8 protein-coding genes are annotated in these 11,814 nt (G+C 60.6%); all 8 read right to left on the minus strand.

The window, feature by feature from the left end:
- Window positions 1-98 precede the first annotated feature (98 nt).
- Window positions 99-3,050: an autotransporter serine peptidase EprS gene (gene eprS / locus ACTJKS_RS17240; protein WP_262947818.1), complete on the minus strand. Its 2,952-nt coding sequence runs from the start codon at window positions 3,048-3,050 to the stop codon at window positions 99-101.
- 172 nt (window positions 3,051-3,222) lie between these two features.
- Window positions 3,223-4,587: a TolC family outer membrane protein gene (locus ACTJKS_RS17245; protein ID WP_047597221.1), complete on the minus strand. Its 1,365-nt coding sequence runs from the start codon at window positions 4,585-4,587 to the stop codon at window positions 3,223-3,225.
- Window positions 4,588-4,589: 2 nt separating this feature from the next.
- On the minus strand, window positions 4,590-5,939 hold the full coding sequence (locus ACTJKS_RS17250) for an HlyD family type I secretion periplasmic adaptor subunit (protein ID WP_041064170.1): 1,350 nt from the start codon (window positions 5,937-5,939) through the stop codon (window positions 4,590-4,592).
- Complete coding sequence (locus tag ACTJKS_RS17255; RefSeq protein ID WP_262947819.1) at window positions 5,936-7,711, minus strand: type I secretion system permease/ATPase; 1,776 nt, start codon at window positions 7,709-7,711, stop codon at window positions 5,936-5,938. The genes ACTJKS_RS17250 and ACTJKS_RS17255 overlap by 4 nt, the downstream gene beginning before the upstream one ends.
- Window positions 7,712-7,914: 203 nt before the next feature.
- Window positions 7,915-8,343, minus strand: a complete 429-nt coding sequence (locus ACTJKS_RS17260) for an AprI/Inh family metalloprotease inhibitor (RefSeq protein ID WP_198758677.1) — start codon at window positions 8,341-8,343, stop codon at window positions 7,915-7,917.
- A gap of 92 nt (window positions 8,344-8,435) precedes the next feature.
- Window positions 8,436-9,899, minus strand: coding sequence for a serralysin family metalloprotease (locus ACTJKS_RS17265; RefSeq protein ID WP_041064176.1), 1,464 nt, complete (start codon window positions 9,897-9,899; stop codon window positions 8,436-8,438).
- Between the two features lie 403 nt (window positions 9,900-10,302).
- Complete coding sequence (locus ACTJKS_RS17270) at window positions 10,303-11,388, minus strand: polyamine ABC transporter substrate-binding protein (protein ID WP_041064182.1); 1,086 nt, start codon at window positions 11,386-11,388, stop codon at window positions 10,303-10,305.
- Window positions 11,389-11,443: 55 nt separating this feature from the next.
- Window positions 11,444-11,788, minus strand: a complete 345-nt coding sequence (locus tag ACTJKS_RS17275; RefSeq protein WP_145598187.1) for a cupin domain-containing protein — start codon at window positions 11,786-11,788, stop codon at window positions 11,444-11,446.
- Between the last annotated feature and the right edge of the window lie 26 nt (window positions 11,789-11,814).

Below are 11,814 nucleotides of genomic sequence, written 5' to 3' on the forward strand. Positions count from 1 at the left end.
CTGCCGCAGGCTGCGATCTTTTGATCTTGTTGTTAAAAAATCAAAGTCAAAAGATCGCAGCCTTCGGCAGCTCCTACAGGGGACGTATTCATCCTCCGTCAGAACTGCCAGTTCAGGCTCAACCCCACGCCGTGGCTCTTCTCGCGGTTGGCCAGTTGTCCGTTGTAATCGAGGTTGACCCGCACGTCCTTGCTCAACGCCAGACTGGCTTGCACGCCCACCAGCGCCGCATCACGCACCAGCGCCGAACTTTCGACCGAATACGGCGTGCTGCCGCTGGCGAAACGCAGAGGCTGTTCGGCGTCGATGTCACTCAAGCTGTGTTGCCAGCCGAGATGGCCACTGACGTCCAGCGCCTGTTGCGTCGACAGATTGAAGCGCTTGACCGCCCGTACACCGAGAGTGCTGAGCACTGCGTCGCGCTGATCGCCCGAGCTTTTCAGCGCCGCCGCGTCGCCCTTTTCGGTAAAGCCTTCAGTGTTCAGATGCACGTAAGCGAGGTTGGCGAACGGCTCGAGCGCGACCGGTTGCAAGTTCAGGCGATAAGCCGCTTCACCGAAGACCTGGGTGGTGGCCGCATCGACCTTGGTTTTCTGTTTGGCGCTGACGTCGCCGTATTGCAGATCGCGTTTCACATCGGCGCGATGCCAGCTGTAGGCCGCGCCGGTGCTCAGGCGCCAGGCGCCGATGTCGTGACCGGCGTAAGCGCCGAGGTGATAGCTGTCGACCTTGGCCGACGAGTGCGTGTCCGAGCCCATGTTCAGCGAGCTGTCGCTGTAACCGGTGACCAGACCGATGCGCGTCTGCTCATCCAGCGCGCCGTCGACACCGGCGAGCAAGCCGCCGATCGAGGTGCTGTAGCGCGAAGTGTCGTTACCGGCGTCGGTCGAACCCCAGGCGCCAAGGGCCTTGATCCAGCCATTGCCTGGCGTGGCGTTGGCATCGTGCAGACGTTCGCCGACCGCGTCGCGCAACTGGCGGCTGTCATTGATCAGCATCGAGCCCAGTGCCGGGTAGATTTCCCCGCTGAGTTGCTGGAACGCCTGTTGCGCCGAAGCTGCAGACGCTGACAGCAGCAAGCTTTCGTACACCGAGTTGCCGGCGCCCAAACCTTCGACTGCAGTCGCCACCGCACGCTGATTCGGGGTCCGCCCGACGCTGGCGAACGAGGTCGCATTGCGCTGGATGTCGAGCTGAATGGCGTTGGCCGCGTAGTCGAGGTTGCCGCCGATAAACAGGTAATCCGGCAGCACCGCGCCGAACTGGCCCTGAATACCACCGGCCGCTTGCAAAATGTCGTACGAATGGCCGAGCAGGCTGCGGGTTTCAGTGGTGCTGAGCAGGGTCGGGCTGTTTTCCAGCGACAGGCTGACCGTGGCACCGCTGACGCTCGCGCTGCCGCCGGCAACGATGCGGTCGCTGCTGGTCGGCGACAGCTCTACCGCGTAGGTCGAGCCTGGCGCGAAGGTCACGTCACCGGCCACGTTCAACGTGCCGATGGAGTTACCCGGAGCCACGCGGCCGCCGCTGTTGGCGTTCAACGAGGCGATCCGACCCGAACCGCCGAGGGTGCCGCTGTCGTTGACGGTCACCGCCGAGGCCAGCGAACCGTTGACGCTGAGCAAGCCGCCATTGACCGTGGTCGGGCCACGGAAGGTGTTGTCACCGGTCAGCAACAAGCGCCCTGCCCCGGACTTGATCAGGCTGCCCTGATAGACCCGCGTCGCCGCTGCGGCATCACGCGCCATACCGACCGCGTAGTCGGTCTGATCCTGCTGACTGGCGCCGGCCGGAATACCGTTTTGCCAGCCTTTGTCCTGCAGGGTCTGCTGCCAGGCGCGGTGTTCGGCGAGGTCTTCGCGCTGGCGCTGAATCAATGCCTTGTCGGAGATGTCATTGCTCCACACATCGCTCTGCCCGGCGGCCAGATTGGCATCAAACGCGCCGAGCAATTGTCCCGGCCCGTGCATCGCCCGATTGAGGTTGGCCACGCCCCAGCCGACCCGCTCGGTCGGCGCATCGGTGACCGAACCGTCGAGTTGCGTGGCGGTGGTCAGCAGCACGTCGAGCGCCTGCTGGTTGTTCATGTACGGATAACGTTCCATCACCAGCGCCAGCGCCCCGGTGGCGTGCGGCGCGGCCATCGAAGTGCCGGACTTGATCGCATAACCGCCGCCCGGAATGGTGCTGTCGATCTTCGCCCCCGGCGTGGTGATGCACCAGTATTTGGCGATGCCGCACTGGTTGTACTTCTGCTGATTGCTTTGGTCCAGCCCGGAGACTGCCAGCCAGTGGCCTTCCAGATCCGGCTGAAAGTACGGCAACGCCGAGCGCACACTGGCGTTCGGGTAGCCGCTGTTGCCGGCACTGAACACGTTGATCACGCCACGGCGCGAGACATCCGCCGCCGCGTCGAGCCAAGTGCCCTGATTCCAGTGCTGAGCGTATGCGGCGTGCAGATCGGCCAAAGTGCGGTAGCTGACATCCGGCGGCTGGCTGCCCCAACTGTTGTTGATCGCACGTACGCCGGCGGCGGCCAGCGCGTCATACGCGGCTTTGAAATAGCGCGGGTCGGGTTTGGGGCCGAAGAGAAAACTGTCGTTGTTGTTGGTATTGCCGACATAGATCTGCGCGTTGTACGCCACGCCGTGCATGCCGGTGCCGTCACGGCTGGCGCCCATGGTGCCGACCACGTGGGTGCCGTGGGAGTCGTTGTTGGGGTTGAGGGTGCCATTGACGCTGAACAGCGAACCGTCGACGTAACTGCCGGACGCCAGCACCGGGTGGTAGCGGTCGCTGGCGAACTCAGGGTGGGTGGCATCGAAGCCGGAGTCGAGGGCGCCGATCTTCACGCCTTTGCCGGTGATACCGGCGGCGTAAGCCTGATCGGCCTGCATCCGCGCCAGGCCCCAGTCGCGCTGGAATTCGGCGCTGCGCCAACTGGCGGGATCGCCGGGCTTGCCGGATTCAAGGTACTGCGCATGGGCTTGCGCGATGGAAACTGCGAGCAACAGGGTGCCGACCGCTGCCGGCTTGATGCGTACGTCCATGTTCACCACTCACTTTTCTTATTGTTTTGCAGGCACTGACAGCCAGATCAAAAGATCGCAGCCTTCGGCAGCTCCTACAGGGATTACTGTTCAGCCAGTTCTTGCTCAATGTAGGAGCTGCCGCAGACTGCGATCTTTTGCTCTGCTTCAAGCGCCTACAGGATTTTCAGTGTTACTGGGTTTTCGGGCCTTGTCCGAACGCCTCATCCACCCGCGCCAGATCCTGTTCGTTCAAGGTCCCCGCGTAGTAATGCAGCTTGGTCCAGGCCATCAAATAGTCATAGCGCGCCTGAGCCAGATCGCGGCGGGTAGTAAACAGTTGCTGTTCTGCGTTCAGCGCATCGAGGTTCGTCCGTTCACCGCCAAGAATGCTTTGCTTGGTCGACACCACCAGCGCTTCAGCCGACGCCAGGGCCTTCTGGTAGGCACGCAACTTGTTGACGCCCGACAGGCAGGCGCTGAACTGGCGGCGCAGTTCGATCAAGGTTTCGCGGGTCTTGCCGTCGAGTTCGTATTCCGCCTGCTCCATGGTACGGCTGGCCTGACGGGTCGAGGCCGACACCCCGCCACCGGCATACAGTGGAACGTTGACTTCAAAGCCGATGGTGTTGGTGTCATAGCGCTGGTTATAGGTGTTGCCGCTGTCCGATTCAGTCTTGCGGATCGACGCATAGGCACTGACTTTCGGCAGGTGCCCGGCGCGGTTTCGCTCGACTTCGTACTTGGCCACTTCTACCGCTTGCCGTTGCGACGCCAGGTTGGGGTTGTTGCTGATCGCCAGCTCATGCCAGGTGTCGTAGTTGGCCGGCATCAACGCAAAGGTCTGGAAGTTCTGATCCAGTGGTGCCAGCTCGCTGATATCCACCGTCTGCACGCCGACCAGCGCGCCCAGTTCACGCAGCGCGGCGTCCTGCTCGTTGCGCGCCTCGATCTCTTCGGCGGTCGCCAGTTCGTAGCGCGACTCGGCTTCCAGAATGTCGGTGCGCGTGCCCTCGCCCTGTTTGAACATGTGTTCGTTCTGCTGGAACTGCTGCTCGTAAGCCTTCTTCTTGGCCTGGGCGATATCGATCTGATCCTGGGCGAACAAGGCCTTGGTGTAGTTGTCCAGCACCCGTACCAGCAGCTCCTGACTCTTGCCGCGAAACGCTTCGTCGGCGAACAGCGACTGCGCCACGCCTTTGCGATACGCCGCGTAGGCTTCGTAGTCGAGCAACGGTTGCTGCAAGGTCAGGGTCGAGCCGTAGCTGTTGTAGTTGCGGTCTTCGGTCAGATTGCCGCGAGCGGTCAGTTGCGTGGCCTTCGAGGTGTTGTGGCCCCGGTTGTAGTTGTAACCCAGTCTCGGCAACAGCCCGGCGCGGCCGATGATGCGGTTTTCCAGGCCCGCGTCGCGCTCCTTGATCGCGCCGAGGAACACCGGATCGTTGCGCAATGCCTGTTCGTAGACCTCGAATGGCCCCATGGCCGCCAGTGCGCTGTTTCCTGCGAGCAGCGCGAACGCCGCCCCCAACATCGAAAGCTTATTCATACAGCCGAACATCCTTATTCTTCGGTCAACGCGGAGCCGGCCCGATCGAGCAGCGGTTTGAACAGGTAGTTGAGCAGTGAACGTTCGCCCGTGCGCACGAACATTTCCGCCGGCATACCGGGCTTGATCACCAGACCGTGGAGTTTTTCCATCGCCTGATCACTGACGCTGCTGCGCAACACGTAGTACGGCACGCCGGTTTTCTCGTCGACCATCTGGTCGGCGGAAATCAGGCTGACCTCACCCGGCACGCGCGGGGTCTTGCTCTGGTTGAACGCGGTGAACAGGATATCGACCGGCAGATGCGTGCCGACCTTGTCGATCAAGTTGATCGGCAAGTGCCCTTCGACTTCCAGGGTGGTGCCTTGCGGGACGATCTCCAGCAGGGTTTCGCCCTGACGCACCACGGCGCCTTCGGTGTGCACGCCAAGGTTGACCGCCACGCCGTCGGCGGTGGCGAGGATCTCGCTGTGCTGCAAGTCGAAACCGGCCGAAGTCAGTTGCTCGGACAGGGTCACGCTTTTGAGCTGCGCGTCGGCCAGTTGCGTGCGCACTTCCTTCTGATATTCCTCGCCATGCTGTTGCAGCTTCAGGCGCGATTCGAGGATGCCCTGCTCTACCCGGCCGCTTTCACCGGTGTTTTCCGCCAGTTGCTGCTGCACTTGCGACAGCTGCCGCTGGTACTCCATCAAGCGGTTGCGCGGGATGTAGCCGTTGTCCGCCAGCGGCTGCAGGTTGCTCAGTTGTTGCTGCAGCGAATCGGCCTGGGCGTTGAGGTCGGTGCGGGCGCGACGCATGCCCGCCAGCTGCGCGGTGGCACCTTCGATGCTGGCGCGCAGACCGGCCTGCTCGCGGTAAAACGCTTCACGGCGGCTGCTGAACAATTGACGCTGGCCTTCAAGGACCAGCGCCAGACGCGGATCCGGATCATTGCTCAACTCTGCCGGAAAGGTCACCTGCTTGAGGTTATCGCGCTCGGCCTGCCAGCGCGCGAGGCTGGCCCACGCCATGCGGTACTGGGCTTGCAGCGACTGCACGTCGGCCGCGACCTGGGTCTGGTCGAGGCGGAACAGTGGCTGGCCCTGTTTCACGCTCTCGCCTTCGCGCACCAGAATCCGGCTGACCACGCCGGCACTCATCGACTGCACGGCTTTGCGCTTGCCCGACACCACCACGGTGCCCTGCACCGGAATGCCTTGATCCAGCGGCGCCAGTGCGGCCCAGGTGAAGAAACTGCCGGCGCCGACGATGGCCAGAATCCAGCCCATGCGCGCGAAGAATTTCGCATCGCGCTCCGGGCGCTCGGTGACGTATGCGTGTTCCATGGAGGCTTCGTTTTCAGTGTTCATGCTGGCGCTGCTCATACACCCGAATTCCTTGTCGTGGGCTGGTACTGCCGGCTCATGCTGAGCCCGCCCGGTGCCTGCGCAGATTTTTCCCGTGATTGTTCCTGAGCGCCGGACAGCGCCTTGAGTACGTCCTGACTGTTGCCGAATGCCTGCAGACGACCGTCGTTGAGCACCAGCAACTTGTCGGCCTGGGCCAGTACCGAAGAGCGGTGTGTGACCAGCACCACGGTCGTGCCCTTGGCTTTGAGCTGGGCGATGGCGCTGGCCAGCGCGGCCTCACCGACGGTGTCGAGATTGGAGTTCGGCTCATCGAGCACCACCAGGCTCGGGTCGCCATACAGGGCGCGCGCCAATGCGACACGCTGCTTCTGTCCGCCGGACAGACCGCTGCCGTCCTCGCCCAACTGTGTGTCATAACCTTGCGGCATCCGCAGAATCATCTCGTGCACGCCAGCCTGTTGCGCGGCAGCCACGACCTTTTCCGGGTTGGCTTCACTGAACCGGGCAATGTTTTCGGCGATGCTGCCGCTGAACAGTTCGATGTCTTGTGGCAGGTAGCCGATATAGGGGCCGAGCTCGTCGCGGTTCCAGCGATGGATGTCGGCACCGTCCAGGCGCACGGTGCCACCCAGGGTCGGCCACACGCCGACCAGCACTCGGGCCAGGGTCGACTTGCCGGACCCGGAAGCACCGAGCACGCCCAGCACTTCGCCCGCGCCAATCGCGAAGTTGACCATGTGCAGGGTCGCCGCGCGCTGCCCCGGAGGGCCGGCACTGACTTGCTCAAAGGCAATCTGGCCTTTTGGCGCGGGCAACGCCATGGCCGCGTCGCTCGGCGGGAACGCCTGCAGCAAGGCATCCAGACGGCGGTAGGCGAGCTTCGCCCCGCTCCACTGTTTCCAGACGGCGATCAACTGATCGATCGGGCTCAGCACCCGGCCCATCAGGATCGAACCGGCGATCATCATCCCGGCCGTCATGTCGCCCTTGATCACCAGCAACGCGCCGAGACCCAGCACCAGCGATTGCAGGCACAGGCGCAGGGTTTTACTGATCGAGCTGATCACCGCACCGGTGTCGCTGGCCTGATTCTGCAGACCGAGGAAGCGTGAATGCACGCCGAACCAGCGCTTGCGCAACGCACCAAGCATACCCATGGCCTGAATGGTTTCTGCGTTGTGCAGGTGACTGGTCGCCAGTTGGCTGGACTTCTGCGAGTAACCGGCAGCTTCGCCCAGCGGCTTCTTGGTCATGTATTCGTTGAGGCACGCCAGCGCGATCAGCAGCAGCGCACCCGCCGTGGCGAGGACTCCGAGCCAGACGTTGAACAGGTAAATCACGAACAGGTAGACCGGGAACCACGGCGCGTCGAAAAACGCGAACAGGGCTGGCCCGGTGACAAATTGGCGAATGTGGGTCAGGTCGCCCAGCGATTGCCCGGCGTTACCCTCGCCCTTGAACAGGTTGCGTTCGAACGCCGCCTGATACACCCGCAGGTTGAAGCGGCGCTCCAGTTGGCTGCCGATGCGGATTACGATGAAACTGCGCACCACTTCCAGCATGCCGATGAAGGCGAAAAAGCCGACCACCATCAAGGACAGCATCGCCAGGGTGGTTTCGTTCTGCGAAGACAGCACGCGGTCGTAGACCTGCAGCATATAAATGGAGGGCACCAGCATCAGCACGTTAATCAGTGCGGTAAAGCACCCGACGCTGATCAGAATGCTTTTATAGTCACCCAAAGCCTTGAATAAGGGAGCGGTGGCTGGGGCCTTCGCCATCTTCATTGATTATTCCTGAATGTAATCCCCGCCATTCTTTGGCGAGACGCGTCTATTAATTATCCGTGCACAGACCGGACGGGTTCTTGCAACTTGCACTTACACTTCAATAACAACTTTCAACAGTTCAACGCCACTCGTTGCATTGAGCTGTTGCTTATAACTGCAACATCAAACCTTATAGTCAACGGTTCAGTCGGTGCCGTTGTTCACGGCTGCGGTGTATGGCGCGTCAGCGTAATCACCAGTCCCGACTTCAAAGTGCTCAGATAAAGCCCATCACGTTGTCGGCTGAAGAACTGGATTCTTGAACCTTCCTTGCCGGTAATCGACAAGCCGTCCGGATCAGGAAACCAGCCGACTGGCGCTTGCTCGAGCCATGCCCCCAGGCATTCGGCGCCCTTGCCCAGTGTCTGGTTGGGTTCCAGATCGATCAGACAGGTGTTCGAGGGTTTATCCTGCAATGCCTGCGCCTCTGGGGCGTCATCGGGTGCAGTCAGAATCGCCTGCCACTGCCCGGCGAACACGGAGGGGTCTTCCAGTCTGAGGCTGCTTGCCATGGTTGCTTCTCCAGAAATCATGATCAGCGCCGCCGAAAGCCACGCCATTCCCTTGTAGGTAAAAACTTTACGGATCATCAGAAAATTCGCTCCGGCACCTAGCCTTGCCCAGCAATCAACACGATGCAAGCAAAGAAAGCGACGCATCAAGCGCCGCTTTCCCGTTTACATCACGCCACGATGTCGCTGGTTGCTGCCTGGCCAACGGTGCTGACCTGGAAGTCCGCCACGCCGTGCCCGGAGAAGTCCACCGACAACAGGCTGTTGCCGCCCGACGAGGTCAGGATCGCGTCGCCGGCCGAACCGGTGAAGCTGCTGACAAAGTGCAGGCCGGACCCGTTGGTGATGGCGCTCAGGTCGATTTTGTCCAGACCGCTGACAAAATCGAGGATCTGATCGATTGCACCTGGCTTGGAGTCGGAGCTGGAGGCAAACACGAAAGTGTCCGAACCCGAACCGCCCCACAGTTTGTCCGCACCACCGGCGCCGTAGATGATGTCGTTGCCGGCACCGCCCTTCAGCTCGTTGGACGCACTGTTACCGATCAGCAGGTCGTTGCCCGAACCGCCAATGGCGTTCTCGATGGTCACGCCCTTGGCGATGGATACGTTACCGATCATGCCGCCCACGTCAGAGAACGAGGCTTCATTGAGGTTGATCTTCTGGTTCTGGGTGAAACCCGAGAAGTCGAAGGTGTCCTTGCCGCCCGCATCCCACACCGAGAACACCAGCTTGTCGCTCGACGACGAGGCGCTGAGGAAATCGCGACCGGCGTTGGAGTTGAAGCCGTAGGTGGTGTCACCGGTACGGGTGGTCAGGTTGGCGCCGTACAGTTTCTGGATTGCTGCAATGTCGTCCATCAGCGGGCCGGAGGCATAGGCTTCCACACCGCCCTTGCTGAAGTTCTGGGCGGTGTTGCTTTCACTCCAGTAACTCATGAGGCTATAACCGCGGGTGTCTTGCCCGTAGGAAGCATCCTTGTAAGTCGGATTGCCTTCGCCGGCGTTGTAGTCGCCAGGGTGAGACAGGCCCAGGGTATGGCCGATTTCGTGCGTCAGGGTCTGACGCCCGTAATTGTTCAGACCCGGGGTTTTGTTGACGTCGTAGCCACTGCCGGTCAGATACCAGGACTGACCGTCATAACCTGGCTCGGTGCCTGGCAGAAACGCAAACGCCGCCGCGCCTTCCTGGCCGCCGCTGTAGTTGCCGAAGGTCATGTGACCGTCGCCACCACGGGAAGCTTCGGTGAACGTCACGTTGGCGACATCCGCCCAGGATTGCATGGCGAGCACGGCCTGGGCCTTCTGCAGGGAGCTGAACTGACTGAAACCGGTGACGCCCAGACCGCTGAAGTTAGCGGTTTTGGCGGTCAGAAAGGTGTAGGTCAGTTCGATCTTGCCGCTGTTGTCGAGGTCGTGCCAGGAAGCACCGTCTCGCAGCAATTGGGTGGCGGCTTGATCCACCGAGAAGGAGGGTTTGCCATTGACCGTGAGGTTGCCGCCACGATCGTATTGATGGCTGAAGCTATTGATCTGATTCCAGGCGGAACTGGTTGCCGCCAGAGACTGCACTGCACCCACAGGCACGAATGTGTCTGCGGTGATATCAATAGCGTTAGCTTTTACTTTCGACATAAACACACTTCCTTGTTTAGCAATGGAACAGTTTTTGTCAGATAGCGACGATCCCTGGCGAGATCGTCCTATCACTCGCCCAATGAAGGCGTAACGAACCTGACACAATTTGAAATCATACGTCTAGCCTTTTTTTGAGATCAAATTGCACTGTTGCGCAAAACTACCGTAAACAAAGCCTGCGGGGTCGAAAGATTGTTTTACCCGGTTTCACCGCCCCCAATTGTCTGACGATTTTCTATTTAAATATTAAATATTGGTAAGTTGTTTTTTGTTAGACGCGTCTCACTTTCCTGCACTCTATTAGTGCAATGCCAGTGTATTGATATCAACTAAATTAACGCGATTTTCTGTAGGAGCTGCCGCAGNGCCTGCGGCAGCTCCTACAGGGTTTGGGGTTGGCTCAGCTACCGGTACGGATTTTGTTCCAGACACGGGTGCGGATCCGGTCGATGTTCAGCGGCATGGCTTCCAGCGCAAACAGCTTGCCCATCATCTCCGGGCTCGGATAGACCTTGGTGTCACTTTTGATGGCCGGGTCGATAAGCCCGTCGGCCTGCTGGTTGCCATTGGCGTAGTGCACGTAATTGCTGATGCCGGCCATCACGTCCGGGCGCAGCAGGTAGTTCATGAACGCGTACCCCGCCTTTTCGTCCGGCGCATCGGCGGGCATGGCGACCATGTCGAACCAGATTGCCGCGCCCTCCTTGGGAATCGCGTAACCAATGTCGATGCCGTTCTTCGCTTCTTTGGCGCGATTTTCCGCTTGCAGGATGTCGCCGGAAAAGCCGACCGCCACGCAGATATCGCCATTGGCCAGGTCGCTGGTGTATTTCGAGGAATGGAAGTAGCTGACATACGGCCGCACTTTCATCAGCAGTGCTTCGGCTTTCTTGTAATCCTCGGGGTTCTTGCTGTGGGGCGGCAAGCCCAGGTAGTTGAGGGCTGCCGGCAGCAATTCCGGGCCGTTATCGAGGATCGCCACGCCGCACTTCTGCAGTTTTTCCATGTATTCGGGCTTGAAGATCAGATCCCAGGAATCCACTGGCGCGTTATCACCCAGCACCGCCTTGACCTTGGCGACGTTGTAGCCGATGCCTGTGCTGCCCCACAGATACGGAAAGCCGTGCTCGTTATCCGGGTCGTTGACCTGCAAGGCCTTGAGCAACACCGGGTTGAGGTTCTTCCAGTTCGGCAACTGACTCTTGTCGAGCTTCTTCAGCGCCCCGCCCTGGATCTGCCGCGCCATGAAGTGGTTAGACGGGAACACCACGTCATACCCGGATTTACCGGTCATCAACTTGCCGTCGAGGGTTTCGTTGCTGTCGTAGACGTCGTAGGTGACGCCAATGCCGGTGTCTTTCTGAAAGTTTTTCGTGGTGTCCGGCGCGATGTAATCGGACCAGTTGTAAATCTTCACCGTTTCGGCGGCATGGCTAATGGAGGCAGCCAGCAGCAGCGGCGCCAGAGCGAGGGTTTTCTGGATCATGAGGTGATTCCTGTGGTGGCTATTTTTGTTGGCAGGCAATCAAAGGATCAAACAATCAGAAAATAAGGACGTAGGTCTTGCGCACCGTCTCCTGGATATCCCAGATACCGAGCGTGTTGGCCGGCAACATCAGTGCGTCGCCACCTTGTATGTGCAGGGTTTCACCGCCGTTGTCCGGGGTGAACGTGCAACGCCCGGAGATGAAATGGCAGAACTCTTGCGCGGTGATCTGCCGGCGCCAGCGCCCCGGGGTGCATTCCCAGACGCCGGTTTCGACGCCGTCGTCGCGCTCGACGCTGGTGGTTGAGGCCATCGCGACCGGCTCGCCGATCGGCACGGCGACCGGGTTGGATTCGTCCAGTTGCAGGCTGGCGGTGTTCTTGAACTGCGTAATGCTCATGGGTGTGACCTGTCTTGTGAAGAAAA

The sequence above is a fragment of the Pseudomonas sp. 22189 genome (assembly GCF_052045635.1).
In the GTDB taxonomy this organism is placed as follows: Bacteria; Pseudomonadota; Gammaproteobacteria; order Pseudomonadales; family Pseudomonadaceae; genus Aquipseudomonas; species Aquipseudomonas parakoreensis.

Coding starts and splice junctions, on each gene's coding strand:
- ACTJKS_RS17250 (WP_041064170.1), bottom strand. CDS start 5,939: ATGAGCAGCGCCAGCATGAACACTGAAAACGAAGCCTCCATGGAACAC.
- ACTJKS_RS17275 (WP_145598187.1), bottom strand. CDS start 11,788: ATGAGCATTACGCAGTTCAAGAACACCGCCAGCCTGCAACTGGACGAA.
- ACTJKS_RS17245 (WP_047597221.1), bottom strand. CDS start 4,587: ATGTTCGGCTGTATGAATAAGCTTTCGATGTTGGGGGCGGCGTTCGCG.
- eprS (WP_262947818.1), bottom strand. CDS start 3,050: ATGGACGTACGCATCAAGCCGGCAGCGGTCGGCACCCTGTTGCTCGCA.
- ACTJKS_RS17255 (WP_262947819.1), bottom strand. CDS start 7,711: ATGAAGATGGCGAAGGCCCCAGCCACCGCTCCCTTATTCAAGGCTTTG.
- ACTJKS_RS17265 (WP_041064176.1), bottom strand. CDS start 9,899: ATGTCGAAAGTAAAAGCTAACGCTATTGATATCACCGCAGACACATTC.
- ACTJKS_RS17270 (WP_041064182.1), bottom strand. CDS start 11,388: ATGATCCAGAAAACCCTCGCTCTGGCGCCGCTGCTGCTGGCTGCCTCC.
- ACTJKS_RS17260 (WP_198758677.1), bottom strand. CDS start 8,343: ATGATCCGTAAAGTTTTTACCTACAAGGGAATGGCGTGGCTTTCGGCG.